The sequence below is a fragment of the Actinomarinicola tropica genome (genome assembly GCF_009650215.1).
GTDB lineage: Bacteria > Actinomycetota > Acidimicrobiia > Acidimicrobiales > SKKL01 > Actinomarinicola > Actinomarinicola tropica.
The window spans coordinates 3,369,748-3,384,129 of the sequence record NZ_CP045851.1; the positions used below are offsets into that span (position 1 = coordinate 3,369,748).

A 14,382-nucleotide genomic window follows, 5' to 3' on the forward strand; every position below is an offset into this window, starting at 1 on the left:
CGCGACAGGCCCGGACGTTGCAGCCCCTTGGGGCGCCGGATGTCAGGCGCGGGCGTCCGCGAGGCGAGCCGCTCGTTCGGCGAGGGCCGGCTGGTCGAGGTAGTCGGCGACGGATGCGAAGTCCTCCGTGGGGCCCGTCCAGCGCAGCTCGTCGACGTCGTCGATCGTCTCGCAGTCGTCGACCAGCGTCGCGAGGCGCACGAACAGCGCCGCGAGCTCGCGGTTCTCGTTGAGCGTCACGGCGAGCTTGGCCGCGCCACGGACGTCGGCCTCCCACGTCGTCGGGTCCTCGGGGATGTCGACCACGTGACCCCAGCGGGAGAGCACCGCACCGGCCGACTTCGCCCCCCAGCCCTGGAGACCGGGGAACCCGTCGGCGCTGTCGCCGACGAGCGCCAGGTAGTCGGGGATCGACTCGGGCGGCACGCCGAACTTGGCGATCACCTCGTCCGGACCGATGAGCTCCCGCTTGCGGCGGTCGAACTGCCAGACGCGCCCCTCGACGACGCACTGGGCCAGGTCCTTGTCGGGCGTGGCGATGAGCACCCGCTCGACCCGGTCGTCTGCCGCGGCCACCCGAGCAGCCGAGGCCAGCGCGTCGTCCGCCTCGTGCTCGACCATGGCGAAGACCCGTAAGCCCGCCGCCGTGAGCGCCGCCTCGAGCAGCGGGAACTGGGCGAGGAGCACAGGGTCGACGCCCGAGCCGTCCTTGTACCCGGGCCACAGGTCGTTGCGGAACGACTCGATGACGTGGTCGGTGGCGATCCCGACGTGGGTGGCTCCGTCCTCGAGCAGCGTGAGCATCGACCCGACCACCGCCCGCGCCGCGCCCACGTCCCGTTCGTCGCGAGCCGTGTGCCCCGGCACGGCGAAGAAGTACCGGAACAGCTCGTAGGTGCCGTCGACGAGGTGGACGTCCATGGCATTTCTCCTGCTCAGAGGCGGTACTCGCATCGCCGACGGCGAAATCGACACAACGAGCCTGACACAGCGTGCGGCGATTGCCGGGCCAGATCACCTCCGGACGGTCAGGGCAATGCTGACCCAACCAGAGCAGATCACCCCCGACCCGTCCGACATCTTCCTCGACACCGAGGGCCTCGCCCGCCGCTGGGGCATCGGGACCACCAAGGTCAAGGAGATGGCCAAGGACGGCCTCCTGCCAGCCTCCATCGTGCCCGGCATGGTGCGCATCCCACTCGCCGCCCTGCGGGCGTGGGAGATGGCGACCTCGCTGGCGGACACGGCGGCCGACCCGGCCCGTCCGACGGACCACATCACCGTTCTGGCACCTCCGCCGGCTCGCCCCGCCGGCCGCGCGGCCCGGAAGGCGGTGGCGTGATGGGTGCCCGGCGCAAGCCCGTGGCCTGCCACGACTGCGGTGTCGCCCTGTACGCCCCGACGCCGAAGGTGGCGTCGTACCGGGTGGTGTGGACCGACCCGTTCTCGGGGAAGCGGCCGAACCGGCGCTACCCGACCAGGTCCCACCATCCTGGCTTCCCCGGAACTGCTCCCCCGGGGAAGCCGGCCGCCCGAGACGCCCAGTGCGCAGTAGCCTCGACGGCATGGCCGACCGTGAGGTGATCACCGCCGAGGACCTCGACCGGATGACCCCCGATCAGCGGGCGGCGGCCGTCCGGGCCAGCATCGTCACCGACTGGGACCAGGTGCCCCCCGAGGTTCGAGCACGCGTCGAAGCCACGGCGGCCACCCTCGCCAGGCAGGCCGACCACCGCACGGCGGGGTGAGCGCCCGCCGTCAGGTCCGGGTCGCTCCGTCGTTCTTCGACCGGCTCGACGAGCTGCTTCCCGCCGAGCGAACCGGCAGCGGGACCCCGTCGACGGGAGACTTCCTCTTCTACGAGCTTCCTCCCCTGATGGACGCACTCGCCGAGGATCATCGGGCGGTCACGCTGGCAGTCGAGGGACTCGAACAGGTGCGAGTGCTGATCGCCGCTGGGACGCTGGTTCCCCGGGTGGCGCTCTACGTCACGGTGGCCGACGACGGTGCCGTCGAGATCATCTACCTCCAGATCGACACCGACCCCGACTGACACAACTCGCTGACACAAACCGACCCCGAAATGGCGTCTGTGGGCGACAGGTGGCGACTCCTCACGACCGCCTGCGACCCGAAAGCCCAGGTAGCGTCTGTGTCGTTACGCTGACCTGCACCTACCGGAACAGCTCGTAGGTGCCGTCGATCAGGTGGACGTCGAGACCCATCCGCGCATCCTCGCAGACGCTCGTCAGTCGAGCTTCTTGGCGATGCCGGCGACGGTGCGCCACGTGCGGGTGGTGATGGCCTCGCCGAAGGCTCGTTCGAGCGCCCGCATGCCGTCCGGGGTCGTCGAGCGCGTCGTGTCGATCGTCCAGCACACGTGGCGGTCGTCGGCGCTCACGATCTGCCACCCGCTGTCGGCCACGGGCTCGGGCAGGACCTGGCCCCTCGCAGGTGGCCGTCGCAGGAACGTGACCTGGAAGCGGGAGGCGGCGTCGTCGAGTCCGGCGAAGGGGTCGGCCTCGAGGAGGTCCATGATCTGGGCCCGGGTGCGCAGGATCGTGATGCTGCGGAAGCCGAGGCGCTCGGGCCAGGCGTCCTCGATGCGCTGCTCGAGCGACCGGAGCGCCCGGCTGGCGGAGTCGAAGACGACGTTGCCCGTGCCGGCGACGGTGCCGACGACGTCGAGCCCGAGGTCGGTCAGCACCTCGGTGAAGCGAGCGTTTCGCATCTTGGGGTTGATCGGACCGATGCCCCGAAGGAGCGCCACGTACCGCACCGGCTCAGTCAACCACGGCCCGCAGCTGAGGTCAGCCGTCCCGGGCCACGCTCCAGACGTCGACCTGCAACGGCGCCCACGCGCACTCGACCGGGTCCTCGGCCTCGACGACCACGAACCGCAGCTCGCCGTCGACGACCTCGACCGACGACGTCTGGTCGCACCGCGGGTAGCTGCCGACCACGATGACGACCTCGTCGAGGTCGACGTCGCGCAGCGCCCCGACGTCGAGCTCGGGAGCCGCCGACTGGAGCAGCTCGTCGAGCTCCGCCGGCGTCTCGATGGTGCGGTCGGGCTGCCCGACCCGTTCCAGCAGCCCCCGGTCGTGATCCGCTTCGGACCACCCGACGACGAACCGGGCATCGACCTCGGGCGCCGCAGATCCGGCGTCGTCACCGCATCCACCGAGAGGGAGTCCGGCGACGAGCACGGCGAGGATCGATCGGAGGACCATGCCCCTACGACGAGCGCGGCACCCGGACCGGTTCCCGCTGCGCACAGCGGGTAGGCCGGCCGACATGGCTCCGATCCGCACCTTCGGCCACGGCACCGCGTCGCAGGAGGAGATCGTCGACCTCCTCCGGGCCGCGGGGATCGAGGAGGTCGTCGACGTCCGCCGCTACCCGGGCAGCCGCCGGCACCCACACGTCGCGACTGATGCGATGGCGCGGTGGCTGCCCGAGGCGGGCATCGCCTACCGGCACCTCCCGAGCCTCGGCGGTCGTCGCAAGCCGGCAGCGGACTCGCCCAACGTCGGGCTGCGCAACGACCAGTTCCGCGCCTACGGCGACCACATGGCGACCGACGAGTTCGCCGAGGGCATCGCCGACCTGCTGGAGAGCGCGGACGACCACCCGGTGGCGATCATGTGCTCGGAGTCGGTGTGGTGGCGCTGCCACCGGCGGCTGGTGTCGGACCACCTCGTGCTCGTCGAGGAGCGCCCCGTGGAGCACCTGTTCCACGACGGCCGCCTCACCGCGCACGATCCGCTGGAGACGGCACGCCGAGACGACGGCCACGTGGTGTACGACGTGGGCGTCGACCGACCGCTCTCCGGCTGACGCTGACCCGAGCGACCACCGCAGCGCGCCGGCGCCTGGCATCCTCTCGCGATGGACCTGATCGAGCACGAGCACGACGAGCACATGCGCCGCGAGGCCGCAGCCGACAAGCTGCGGGAGATCGCCGACATGCTGTCCCGCCACAACGAGATCCGCTTCGTCCAGGGCGGGCTGGCCACCACCGTGAAGGTGCCCGACGAGGTGGAGTTCAGCCTCGAGGTCGAGATCGGCTCCGACGGCAACGAGATCGAGATCGAGATCAGCTGGTAGCGACTCCCGGTCACCACCGGCCGCTCACTCGGCCGTGGCGAGCAGGGCCTCCATGTCGACGAGCTCGGTGACGGGGTCGAACGCCGCCATCCAGCGCTCGACGACGTCCGCGTTGTCGCCCCCGCACACCTCGGCGTCCATCTCGAACCGCTCGACCTCGCCCTCCATCGCCCAGACCTGCGCGCCGGTACCGCCGGTGCAGTCCTCACCCTCGACGGCTTCGTCGCCCTCGAGCGCGGCGACGTTCGCCCGCAGCTGGTCCCAGGTCCCGTCGTCGAGCGTCGCCGTGTCCTCGCCGACGACGTCGCCGTAGGAGTCGACCACGACGTAGGCCTGCCCGTCGGTGACCGTGACCGTCCAGCTCCGGTGGTACTCGGGCGGGATCGAGGCGTCACGGAACGCGAACCCGGCCTCGGTGATCTCCTGGCCTGAGGGTGCGGTCGTCGTCGAGGCCGCCGACCCTCCCCCGTCGTCGTCACCGCAGGCTGCGACGACGAGGAGGGCGAGGAGGGCGAGCGACGATCGGGCGGTCCGACGGCGTCGGGGGGTGCGCGGCATCGGGTGAGAGTACGCCCGCGACGTCGCGCGTGGCGGACCCACTACCGGGACGCCACGGTGCGACGCACCGCCTCGACGAGCGTGGGCACGAGCACCGCGTCGAGGGTGCTCGTCTTCGTCGACCAGAACGCGGCGGCGCCCTGGAGGTTGTCGGCGGTCCGCCAGATCGTCACCTTGCGACCGTCGGAGCCCGCGCCGGCGACGTCGGCCCACGGAAGGGTCGCGGCACCGACGGTGATGCCGTCCGCTCCGACGACCACGCCGGCGACCTCCACCCCACCGTCGGCCTCGAACCGCTGGAGCAGCCGGTCGACGAGGAGCGGCTCGACCCGCTGCTGGCACCAGGTGGAGACCGCGCCGACGGCCTCGTTCCACCGTTCCGCGTTGCCCTTGCGCCTGGTGAGCTCGATGCGGATCTCCCGCCCGGCACCCAGCAACCGGCAGCTGAAGCGGCCGCCGCCGTTGGACTCGACCCGCGCGCCGAGCGCGAGGTGCTCGACCTCGGAGGCGACGAGCCGCACATCACCCCATGCGAGCGCGTCGGCCTCCACGACGAGCGGTCGCGTGGTCCCGAGCGCGCCCTGGCCCGGTGGCACGTCCCTGTAGGTGGCGGCACCCTCCTCCGGCTTCGGCGGTGCGGGGAGGTCGTCGTCGCTGCCGAGGGGCGGGAGCGGAGGGAGCGGCGCACCGGGGGCCGGTGGCGTCGTCGGGGCGAACGACGCCAGGCGGCCGGCGGTGGCGTCGAGGCCGTAGTGCGCCACCAGCGCCGTCCACTGGGCCGGCTCGATCTCGCCGGCGAGGACCTTGTCGTAGAAGCCGAGGACGTCGAGGACCTCGCCCTCCCGCTCGAAGCGCGGCGGCACGCCCAGGCGGTCGACGATGCGGAACCCCGCCGCGACCGTCGCCGCCCCGATGATGTGGGTCGCGGCGCGCCGAGCGACCGCCTCGCGCTCCGGGCGCAGGAGACGACCGTGGCGGGCGTCGTCGTGGAGCGTCTCGCCGAGCTCGGCGAGCCCGTCGCGGGTGGTGGGCAGGTCGGCGGCGGTCGCCCCGGGTGCGACGCGGCCGAGGCCGACGGCGACCGAGTCGAGCCAGGCGGGAAGGATGAGCTTCTCGGCCACGTCGTCCCAGCTGAGCGGCAGGAGCCGTCCCGACGTGCCGCGGAGGCGGTGCTCCTCGAGCTGCTCGGCCACGCCGTCGAGGTCGCGCAGCACCGAGGTGGCGGGCCGTGCGGCCACGCCTCGCCCCCTGAACGCCGCCGGGTCCACGCCGAGCGCGCTGATCCGCTCCGCCACCGGCGGGTGGCTGTCGAACTTCGAGTGCGCCGAGGTGCCGAGCGCCACGTCGGCGTGGGTCGCGGACATCTGGGCCACCGTCGGGCTGTCGAGGAACGCGTCGAAGCCGGACAGGTACGGGGCGCGGTAGCCCTGCTCGAGCACCGGGCCGTACTCGGTCTGCCAATAGGTCTGGAAGGCCATCGATCCGAGCGGCAACCGGGCGAGGGCGGAGGCGGCCGTCGCCGGCGACGTGACCCGTGCCGCCAGTCGATCGGCGGCGTGCTCCTGGGCGCGGGAGAGGCCCTGGGTGACCGACAGGTAGAGCTCGGCGTAGAGCATGAAGGGACGCCGGAGGAACGAGTCGTCGACCGCCGCCAGCGTGCGGGTCAGCGAGCCGCGCATCTGGTAGAGGATCGGGCCGAGCTCGACGTCGCCTCCGTGGAAGTGCCCGAACTCGTGGGCGATCACGGACTCCAGCTCCTCGGGCTCGAGCACCCGCATCAGCGGGACCCCGACGGCGAGGATGCGGTGGCCGCCGACGCCGAGGCGCCCACCGACGGTCGTGACGAAGGCGTTCACGTCGTCGATGAGGAAGACACCGGCGGGCGGCGGCTCGCCGACTTCGCGCGCCACCCGTTCGACGAGGGCCATCAGATCGGGCTGCGTCTCGGCGGTGACCCGCGGCCCCGGGATCTGGAACGGCGGCTTGCGCGGGACGAGCGCCTTCAGGAGCGACCAGCCGACCACCGGGAGGACGAGCACGTAGAGGTGGAGGCGGCCGACGTAGACCAGCTCGAGGACGGGCGCGGCGATGAAGAGGAGCGCCAGGCCGACGACGAGCACGTGGAAGCCGACGATGAGCGCGACGGCGAGGGCCGCCTGAGCTCGCAGTGATGCCGATCGTCTCGCCACGTGTGCCGCCGCCTCCTCGGGCCGCGCCGCACGGCCTCGGTTCCGGTCGGCAGGTCCCGCCCGGGAGTTGAGCCGTCGGGTCCGAGGGCGCCAGGGCTACTCGGACCAGGGCACGACGCAGCGCCAGGTGGCGAAGAGGTCGGCTCCCACCCCGTCACCGCCCTCGTCGCCCCGACCCGGATCGCGGTACGCCTCCCGGTCGCTGTCCAGTCGACAGCGCAGGTCCCGCACCCACTGCCCCTCGATCACCTCGGGAGCGAACCGCCCGCCGGTCGCCCGGTCCGGCCGATCGGGATCGGCCAGGTTCACGTTGACGAGCCCGAGGAGCACCTGGGCCACGAGCAGCAGCGCGATCGCGCGCCCGCCGAGCAGCCGCGCCGCGCCGAGGACCAGCAGCAGGCAGAGGAACGCCGGAAGCAGGTGGGCCAGCTTCCACGGGAACCGGAGGAACACCAGCTCGGCGGCGACCAGGCCGAGGAGCCCCATCCGCAGGACCGCCGAGCTCGGCCACAGGCGGGGGAGGTCGCGCAGCAGTCTCGGGAGGACGACGAGCCCGAGGACGATCACCACCGGGCCGAAGAAGAACCAGTTCTTCACGCCGAACCGGCCCACCTGCACGAGGAGCGTGGAGGACGGGACGTTCGAGTCGAGGAAGTCCCACCCCATCGTGACGAACGGCGGGAGGTAGACGACCGCGGTGAGGGCCAGCGTCACCGCGCCGAGCCCGACCAGGCGGCGACGCTCGGCCGGGGCGGTGCCGAGGAGGTCGGCGAGCACGAAGGCACCGATCACGAACAGCGTCGACAGGCGACACCCGGCGGCGAGCGCGTAGAGCACCGCGGCGGGGACCCACCGGCGCGAGAGCTGGGCGTTGGCGCCGGCGAGCGCGAACCCGGTGGCCCACAGGAAGTCGACCATCGACGTCCCGGCGATCCACACGTAGGGGTTGAGCACGACCGCCAACCCGTACCAACCGGCGTGGGGGTGACCCTCCCGGCTCAGCAGGCGGACGACCGCGAGCGCGGTGACCGCCGCCATGACGACCGACGCGAGGTTGACGAGCACGACCCCGCCGAGGGCGTGGAGCACGCCGACGATCGCTTCGTGGACCGGGGCGCCGGGCGTGCGCGACACCGAGTAGTCGCCCCGCAGGATGGCCCGACCGGCGTCGTGGACACCGCCGACGTCGAGGTCGGTCCCCGGGCCGAGCGCGACGAGCGGCAGGTAGCCGAGCACGAGCACCGCGGCCCCGAGCAGCAGCGGCCGCGCATCGGCGCCGAGCACGCCCGGGAGACGGCCCACGAACCGGGCGGGAGGGAGGTCGGTCGTCGGCACGCGGCGGCAGCGTACCCGTCGTGGTGCGCCGGTCCGGGACGCCCGCCGACCTCCTGCGACACCCGACACACCGGGCGCCAACCCTCATTCGGGTGAGGTCGTGCGCCGATACCGCGACCGTGGAGAGACCGCCCACCCCATCGGTCGACGACGGCCGCTCGATCGATGCCACGCTGCGACGGACGTTCCTCACCATGGCCGTCGCCGTGGTGCTGGCGGCGTCGATCTCGTGCCTGGTGGCCGCGGTCAACCTGCTCGTGTTCCAGGCGCGCGTCGACGGGACGACCGCCGTCATCCGGTCGGCCCGTCAGGCCCACGAGGCGATCCTCGACTCCGAGACCGCGCTGCGCGCCTACCTCGCCACCGGCGATCCGTCGTTCCTCGGGCCGTGGAGCCGGGCCGAGGCGACGATCGACGCCGACCTCGACGACGTCGCCGCTCACCTCGGCGCCATCGACGCACCGGCCTCGCTGCTCGTCGGCGCGATCGAGCACCGCGTGGCGTACGAGCGCTGGGACGAGTCGTGGGCCGACCCCGCGCGCGAGCTGTTCGGCGCCGACGGGGCCCTCGAGGGACCCGAGCTCGAGGCCCGGCTCGCAGACGGGCGCGCCCTCTTCGACCGCTACCGCGCCGCCCAGGCGACGTTCCTCGTCGAGGTGCAGGAGCGCCGCGACGGCGCGCTCGCCGCACAGGGGATGGCCATCGGCGTCGCTGGCGGCGTCGGCGTTGTGGTCGCCGCCGCGATGCTCGTGCTCGCCCGCCGGCAGCGGCGACGCCTGCGAGAGGCCGTCCAAGGCCCCATCGAGCAGCTGACCTCGACCATGTCGAAGGTGGCCGCCGGCGATCCGGACGCCCGACCGCTCGTGTCGGGACCCGCAGAGATCCGGGAGGTCGCTCGCGGGCTCGACACGATGATCGAGTCGCTCCACGTCCAGCGGACGGCCCTCGCCGAGCGGGAGGCCGCGATGTCCGTGCTCGCCCGGCGCCTCGACCAGATCCTCAGGATGTCGAAGGAGATCTCCGGGACCGGCAACCCCCGCTACGTGGCCGAGTCGGCGACGACGGCGGCGCTGGCGTTGAGCGACGGCGACCGGGCCCGGCTGTGGGTGATGGGCGGCGACGGGACCACGTCCCTGCTGCACGACACGGTGCTGGCGCACGGCGAACCCGTGCCCGTCCGCATCCTCGGTGCCGGGGAGGGCCTCGTCGGGGCGGCGACCGCCGAGGCCCGGATCGTCCACGAGGAGCTCATCGGGTCGCACCACGTGGCCTGGCCGCTCGTCGTCGGCGCCCGCGTCGTGGGCGCGCTGGAGGTGGAGCTCGTGAGCCCGCCGGACGAGCCGACCGTGGAGGCGCTCACGACCCTCGCCGTCCACACCGCGGCGGCGCTCGAGTCCGCCCGCCTCTACTCGGAGAACGCCGAGCTGGCCCGGGTCGACCCGCTCACGCGCCTCGCCAACCGGCGTTCGTTCGCCGAGGACCTCGAGAAGGAGGCCGAGCGCTCGGCGCGGTACGACCGGCCGCTGTCGCTCGTGATGATCGACCTCGACCACTTCAAGCGGTTGAACGACAACTACGGCCATCCCTTCGGGGACCGCGTGCTGCAGTCGGTCGCCCAGGCGGTCGAGGCGACGGTCCGCAACGTCGACACCGCGTACCGCCTCGGTGGCGAGGAGCTGGCGGTGCTGGCACGGGAGACCGATCTCGCCGGCGCGTTCCACCTCGCGGAGCGCCTGCGCGCCGCGATCGCCGAGGCGCTCTCGCTCGACCGGGGTGACCCGACGACGGTCACCGCGAGCTTCGGCGTGGCCGAGCTCGAACGCGATCGTCCGGACACCACGCACCTGGTGGCGGCTGCGGACGCGGCGCTCTACGCCGCCAAGCGCGACGGCAGGAACCGGGTGGCGGCGGCCTGAGCCGACCGCCGGGGGTCAGGCCTCGGAGGGCCAGCCGGGGACGCCGTCGTCGAGCTGCACGCCGGCGGAGTTCAAGAAGCCCGAGATCATCCGGTAGTAGCCGGCGAGCATCAGCAGCTCGACGAGCTGCTCCTCGGTGTACCGCTCGGCGAGGGTCGCCCAGGTGGCGTCCCCGACGCAGTCGTCGGCGCACAGCTCGTCGGCCATCGCGATGAGCGCGCGGTCGCCGGCCGCCCAGTCACGGGTGAGCTCGTCGCGGGCGAGGTCGGCGATCTCGTCGTCGGTGAGGCCCTCACGGCGCCCGATGACGACGTGCTGGCCGAACTCGTAGACCGCGCTGGCCCGGTGGCCGACGCGGAGGATGACGATCTCCCGCTCCCGCCCCGGGATGGTGCCCTTGCCGAGGAACGCCCCGCCGAGCAGCACCGCCCGGTTGGCGACGCGACGGTTGTGGACCATCGTGGCGAAGATGTTGAGCGGGTCGCGGTCCGGTCGCGTCCCGGCCGAGGCGAGCACCTCGCGCTGCTCGGCGGTCGGGTTGGCGACCGGGGCGAGGCGCGGGGTCGTCGGCCGGGACGGGCGCGGCACCCGCTACTCCTGGACCAGCTCGATGAGGGTGCCGAACGCCGCCTTCGGGTGGACGAACGCCACCGTGGTGCCCCGTGACCCGGGGCGGGGCTCCTCGTCGATCACCCGGCCGCCGCTGTCCTTGACCGCCTGGAGCGCAGCCCCGCAGTCGGACACGCGGTAGCCGATGTGGTGCAGGCCCTCGCCCTTCTTCTCCAGGTACTTGGCCACCGGCGAGTCGTCACGGGTGGGGGTGAGCAGCTGGATGTAGGACTCGGCGACCTTGAGGAGCGCCTCCTCGACGCCGTCGGAGTCGACGACCTCGCGGTGGTCGACCGTCGCGCCGAAGGTCTCCTCGTAGTAGGCGATGGCCGCCTCGAGGTCCTTGACGGCGATGGCGACGTGGTCGATCTCGGTGAGCAGCTGGTCGGTCATCTCGGCCTCCTGTCAGCCGCCGGCGCGGCGGAAGAGCGTGATCTTGTCCTCGCCGACCTTCTCGCGCATCTCCGGGTCGTCGACACCCTGGCCCTCCTCCTCGGCGAGGCAGAGCACACCGATCTTGCCCTCGTGGAGGTTGTGGTGCATCTGGTAGGCGGCCTCGCCGGTGTTCTCGAGCGTGTGCACCGCGGAGAGGATCGGCTGGATCTTGCCGTCGCAGATCAGCTGGTTCGCCTGCCATGCCTCGTGATAGTTGGCGAAGTGGGAGCCGATGATGCGCTTCAGGCGCATCCAGAGGTGGCGGTTGTCGAACTCGAGCATGTAGCCGGAGGTGGCGGCGCAGGTGACGACCGCACCACCGCGCTTCACGACGTAGACCGAGGCGCCGAAGGTCTGGCGGCCGGGGTGCTCGAACACGACGTCGACGTCACGGCCGATCATGTCGCGGATGTCGCCGCCGAGGCGGCGCCACTCCTTCGGGTCCTGCTGGGTGCCGTCCTCGTTCCAGAACCGGTAGCCAGCCGCCTTGCGGTCGATGACGTGCTCGACGCCCATCTGGTGCATCAGGTCGACCTTCTCGGGCGACGACACCACCGCGACGGGGGTGACGCCACCGTTGAGGCAGTACTGCACGGCGTAGCCGCCGAGACCGCCGGAGGCGCCCCAGATGAGCACGGCCTCGCCCTGCTTCATCTGGTACGAGTTCGGCGAGAGCAGCATCCGGTACGTGGTCGAGTTGGTCAGCGCGTTGCACGCCGCCTCCTCCCACGACAGGTGGGCCGGCTTCGGCATGAGCTGGTTGGCGCGCACCACGGCGAGGTCGGCGAGCCCGCCGAAGTTCGTCTCGTAGCCCCAGATCATCTGGTTCGCGGCCATCATCGCGTCGTCGTGGGCGGTGTCGTCCTGGTCGTCGACGTAGTTGCAGTGCACGACGACGCGGTCGCCGGGCTTCCAGGCCCGCACCGCGGACCCGACCCGGATGACGACGCCGGCGGCGTCGGAGCCGAAGGCGTGGAAGTCCTGCGCGTGGCGCCGCGCCCACTCGCTCTGGCGGGCCAGCCGGTCGAGGGCGCCGAAGGTGGAGACCGGCTCGAAGATCGAGGTCCACACCGTGTTGAAGTTGATGGCGCTGGCCATGATCGCGACGTAGACCTCGTCGGGGGCCAGCTCGGGCGTCGGCACGTCGCCGACGTGGATCGACTGGCGCGGGTCCTTCTCGTGCGACGGGAGGTCCGCGAACATCTCCTGCTCCGAGCGGAGGGTGTGCGCAGCGCGGTAGGACTCGGGGATCGGCAGGGCGGCGAGCTCCTCGCCCGATGCTCCCCCGTTGATGGCATCGCGGATCTGGTCCATGGCGGCGCAAACTAGAGCCTCGGCGCGCGGCTCCGCACACCGGGCCGTGCCCGGCGTACAGTCCGGTCGTCCACCCCGGCGGGCGACGGAGGAGCACGTGGAGATCCATCCCGACGAGGTCGCAGCACGGCGGTTCTCGGTCGCGCTGCGCGGCTACGACCGCGACGAGGTGGCCCGCTACCTCCAGGACGTGGCCGGCGCGATGCGCTCGCTGCGAGCCCGTCTCGACGACGCCGAGGCACGAGCCGCCCGCCACCGGGCCGGCGAGGACATCGCGAACGAACGGCTGGCGGCTCTGGAGCGGGAGACGGCGCGCCACGCCGCCCACGAGGCCGAGCTGTCCGCCGAGCTGGCCGCGGAACGACGCCGCGAGCTCTCGATCGACCTCACCGACGCCGGCGACCTGCGGCGCGAGCTGCACGACGCCCGCCAGGAGGTCGACGAGCTGCGCACCCGCCTGGCGGCGCTCGACCCGCGCGGCGTCGTCGCGACCCCGCTCGGACCGCCACCGGAGATCGCCGCCGTGCTGGGGGGCGAGCACGCGTCGGGGAACGGCGCCGACCGCCGACCCGCCGACCCGCCCCCGTTCTCGTTCGAGTCGGCCCGCACCCTCGAGCACGGGGACGGCTGAGGGCTCGTCTGGCCGGTCCGCAGGGGGCGTCCCTAAGCTGGGAGACCTACTCGGCTCCACACATGGGGGAGGACCCAATGCCCGGTTCCGTCATCCTGAACGGCGCTCGTACGCCGATCGGCAAGCTCTCGGGTGCGCTCTCGTCGTTCTCCGCCATGGAGCTCGGCGGCTTCGCCATCAAGGCCGCGCTCGAGCGCGCCGGCGTCGCCCCGGAGAAGGTCGACTACGTCCTGATGGGCCACGTCCTGCAGGCCGGCGCCGGCCAGATCACCGCCCGCCAGGCCGCGGTCAACGCCGGCATCCCCATGACGACCCCGGCCACCACCGTCAACAAGGTGTGCCTGTCGGGCCTCAACGCCATCTACCTCGCCGACCAGATGGTGCAGTCCGGTGAGGTCGACATCGTCGTCGCCGGCGGCATGGAGTCGATGACCCAGGCCCCCTACCTCCTCCCGGGTGCTCGTGAGGGCTACCGCATCGGCGACCAGAGCGTCGTCGACTCGATGATGTACGACGGCCTCTTCTGCGCCTTCGACCAGTGCGCGATGGGCGCCGGCACCGAGAAGTACGCGGCATCCGCCGACCTCGACCGCGACGTGCAGGACGACCTGGCCGCCAAGTCCCACGCCCGGGCCGCCGCCGCCCAGAAGGACGGCAAGTTCGACAACGAGATCGTGTCCGTCGAGGTGCCGCAGCGCCGTGGCGACCCGCTCGTCGTGTCGGTCGACGAGGGCGTGCGCGCCGACACCACCACCGACTCGCTCGGCAAGCTGCGCCCGGCGTTCGACAAGGCCGGCAACATCACCGCCGGCAACGCCTCGCAGATCTCCGACGGTGCCTCGGCGGTGATCGTCACCCGCAAGGAGATCGCCGACCAGCTCGGGGTCACCCCGCTCGGTGAGCTCGTCTCCTACGGCCAGGTGGCCGGCCCGGACGCATCGCTCCTCACCCAGCCGTCCCGCTCGATCCAGCAGGCGCTCGAGCGTGCCGGCCTCTCGGTGGGCGACATCGACCTGTTCGAGCTGAACGAGGCCTTCGCCGCCGTCGGCGTGGCGTCGATGCGCGAGCTCGGCATCACCGACGAGATCACCAACGTCAACGGCGGCGCCATCGCCGTCGGCCACCCGCTCGGCATGTCGGGCAACCGCGTGGCCCTCACCGCCCTGCTCGAGCTGCAGCGCCGCGGCGGCGGCACCGCGGCCGTGGCCCTCTGCGGCGGCGGCGGCCAGGGCGACGGGGCCATCCTGCGCACCATCAGCTGATCGGCGCGGCGAGCGCCGCACCC

Annotated in this window: 17 protein-coding genes; 8 read left to right on the plus strand and 9 right to left on the minus strand. The window is 72.5% G+C overall.

Annotated features, from left to right (window positions below; all coding sequences use genetic code 11):
- Positions 1-42: 42 nt before the first annotated feature.
- Positions 43-921 carry a 5'-3' exonuclease gene (locus tag GH723_RS16555; protein ID WP_153760686.1) on the minus strand — a complete coding sequence of 293 codons (879 nt, stop codon included), beginning with the start codon at positions 919-921 and terminating at the stop codon, positions 43-45.
- A gap of 115 nt (positions 922-1,036) precedes the next feature.
- Between GH723_RS16555 and GH723_RS16560 the strand changes: the two genes are divergently transcribed.
- The 3 genes from GH723_RS16560 (at position 1,037) to GH723_RS16570 (ending at position 2,053) form a co-directional block, all read left to right on the plus strand.
- Positions 1,037-1,342: a helix-turn-helix domain-containing protein gene (locus GH723_RS16560; RefSeq protein ID WP_153760687.1), complete on the plus strand. Its 306-nt coding sequence runs from the start codon at positions 1,037-1,039 to the stop codon at positions 1,340-1,342.
- 223 nt (positions 1,343-1,565) lie between these two features.
- Positions 1,566-1,748 carry a hypothetical protein gene (locus tag GH723_RS16565; protein ID WP_153760688.1) on the plus strand — a complete coding sequence of 61 codons (183 nt, stop codon included), beginning with the start codon at positions 1,566-1,568 and terminating at the stop codon, positions 1,746-1,748.
- Positions 1,745-2,053: a hypothetical protein gene (locus GH723_RS16570; protein WP_153760689.1), complete on the plus strand. Its 309-nt coding sequence runs from the start codon at positions 1,745-1,747 to the stop codon at positions 2,051-2,053. Before GH723_RS16565 ends, GH723_RS16570 begins: the two co-directional genes overlap by 4 nt.
- Before the next feature lie 195 nt (positions 2,054-2,248).
- Here the strand turns inward: GH723_RS16570 and GH723_RS16575 are convergent, their stop codons facing one another.
- Positions 2,249-2,770, minus strand: a complete 522-nt coding sequence (locus GH723_RS16575; RefSeq protein WP_195210384.1) for a DUF1697 domain-containing protein — start codon at positions 2,768-2,770, stop codon at positions 2,249-2,251.
- A gap of 40 nt (positions 2,771-2,810) precedes the next feature.
- The gene (locus GH723_RS16580; protein ID WP_153760691.1) at positions 2,811-3,233 is read right to left on the minus strand and encodes a hypothetical protein; all 423 of its coding nucleotides are present in this window, start codon (positions 3,231-3,233) and stop codon (positions 2,811-2,813) included.
- A 64-nt stretch (positions 3,234-3,297) separates the two neighbouring features.
- Here GH723_RS16580 and GH723_RS16585 point away from each other — a divergent pair, with 64 nt between their 5' ends.
- A complete protein-coding gene (locus GH723_RS16585; RefSeq protein ID WP_153760692.1) occupies positions 3,298-3,840 on the plus strand; it encodes a DUF488 domain-containing protein in 543 nt (180 codons plus the stop codon).
- 51 nt (positions 3,841-3,891) lie between these two features.
- Entirely contained in the window at positions 3,892-4,110 is a 219-nt protein-coding gene (locus GH723_RS16590; RefSeq protein ID WP_153760693.1) for an amphi-Trp domain-containing protein, read from the plus strand.
- 24 nt (positions 4,111-4,134) lie between these two features.
- Here the strand turns inward: GH723_RS16590 and GH723_RS16595 are convergent, their stop codons facing one another.
- The 3 genes from GH723_RS16595 to GH723_RS16605 form a co-directional block, all read right to left on the minus strand.
- A complete protein-coding gene (locus tag GH723_RS16595; protein ID WP_153760694.1) occupies positions 4,135-4,668 on the minus strand; it encodes a hypothetical protein in 534 nt (177 codons plus the stop codon).
- 41 nt (positions 4,669-4,709) lie between these two features.
- A complete protein-coding gene (locus tag GH723_RS16600) occupies positions 4,710-6,857 on the minus strand; it encodes a M48 family metallopeptidase (protein WP_153760695.1) in 2,148 nt (715 codons plus the stop codon).
- A 96-nt stretch (positions 6,858-6,953) separates the two neighbouring features.
- Complete coding sequence (locus GH723_RS16605) at positions 6,954-8,192, minus strand: hypothetical protein (RefSeq protein WP_153760696.1); 1,239 nt, start codon at positions 8,190-8,192, stop codon at positions 6,954-6,956.
- Positions 8,193-8,311: 119 nt separating this feature from the next.
- Between GH723_RS16605 and GH723_RS16610 the strand changes: the two genes are divergently transcribed.
- Positions 8,312-10,108: a sensor domain-containing diguanylate cyclase gene (locus GH723_RS16610; RefSeq protein WP_153760697.1), complete on the plus strand. Its 1,797-nt coding sequence runs from the start codon at positions 8,312-8,314 to the stop codon at positions 10,106-10,108.
- Between the two features lie 15 nt (positions 10,109-10,123).
- Here GH723_RS16610 and GH723_RS16615 read toward each other — a convergent pair whose 3' ends face one another.
- From GH723_RS16615 to ccrA, 3 genes are read right to left on the minus strand one after another with little or no spacing between them, the layout of a single operon-like run.
- Positions 10,124-10,696 carry a carboxymuconolactone decarboxylase family protein gene (locus tag GH723_RS16615; RefSeq protein ID WP_153760698.1) on the minus strand — a complete coding sequence of 191 codons (573 nt, stop codon included), beginning with the start codon at positions 10,694-10,696 and terminating at the stop codon, positions 10,124-10,126.
- Positions 10,697-10,699: 3 nt separating this feature from the next.
- Complete coding sequence (mce, locus tag GH723_RS16620) at positions 10,700-11,110, minus strand: methylmalonyl-CoA epimerase (RefSeq protein WP_229022891.1); 411 nt, start codon at positions 11,108-11,110, stop codon at positions 10,700-10,702.
- A 12-nt stretch (positions 11,111-11,122) separates the two neighbouring features.
- Positions 11,123-12,466 carry a crotonyl-CoA carboxylase/reductase gene (gene ccrA, locus GH723_RS16625; protein ID WP_153760699.1) on the minus strand — a complete coding sequence of 448 codons (1,344 nt, stop codon included), beginning with the start codon at positions 12,464-12,466 and terminating at the stop codon, positions 11,123-11,125.
- 97 nt (positions 12,467-12,563) lie between these two features.
- On the opposite strand from ccrA, the gene GH723_RS16630 reads away from it, so the two are divergent.
- Positions 12,564-13,097: a DivIVA domain-containing protein gene (locus GH723_RS16630; protein WP_195210385.1), complete on the plus strand. Its 534-nt coding sequence runs from the start codon at positions 12,564-12,566 to the stop codon at positions 13,095-13,097.
- A 77-nt stretch (positions 13,098-13,174) separates the two neighbouring features.
- A complete protein-coding gene (locus GH723_RS16635) occupies positions 13,175-14,359 on the plus strand; it encodes an acetyl-CoA C-acetyltransferase (protein ID WP_153760701.1) in 1,185 nt (394 codons plus the stop codon).
- The last annotated feature ends 23 nt before the right edge of the window (positions 14,360-14,382 follow it).

Bases quoted from the DNA above. Each gene is read 5' to 3' on its own strand.
- GH723_RS16580 (WP_153760691.1), bottom strand. From the start codon at position 3,233: ATGGTCCTCCGATCGATCCTCGCCGTGCTCGTCGCCGGACTCCCTCTC.
- ccrA (WP_153760699.1), bottom strand. From the start codon at position 12,466: ATGGACCAGATCCGCGATGCCATCAACGGGGGAGCATCGGGCGAGGAG.
- GH723_RS16565 (WP_153760688.1), top strand. From the start codon at position 1,566: ATGGCCGACCGTGAGGTGATCACCGCCGAGGACCTCGACCGGATGACC.
- GH723_RS16635 (WP_153760701.1), top strand. From the start codon at position 13,175: ATGCCCGGTTCCGTCATCCTGAACGGCGCTCGTACGCCGATCGGCAAG.
- GH723_RS16590 (WP_153760693.1), top strand. From the start codon at position 3,892: ATGGACCTGATCGAGCACGAGCACGACGAGCACATGCGCCGCGAGGCC.
- GH723_RS16595 (WP_153760694.1), bottom strand. From the start codon at position 4,668: ATGCCGCGCACCCCCCGACGCCGTCGGACCGCCCGATCGTCGCTCGCC.
- GH723_RS16585 (WP_153760692.1), top strand. From the start codon at position 3,298: ATGGCTCCGATCCGCACCTTCGGCCACGGCACCGCGTCGCAGGAGGAG.
- GH723_RS16560 (WP_153760687.1), top strand. From the start codon at position 1,037: ATGCTGACCCAACCAGAGCAGATCACCCCCGACCCGTCCGACATCTTC.
- mce (WP_229022891.1), bottom strand. From the start codon at position 11,110: ATGACCGACCAGCTGCTCACCGAGATCGACCACGTCGCCATCGCCGTC.
- GH723_RS16555 (WP_153760686.1), bottom strand. From the start codon at position 921: ATGGACGTCCACCTCGTCGACGGCACCTACGAGCTGTTCCGGTACTTC.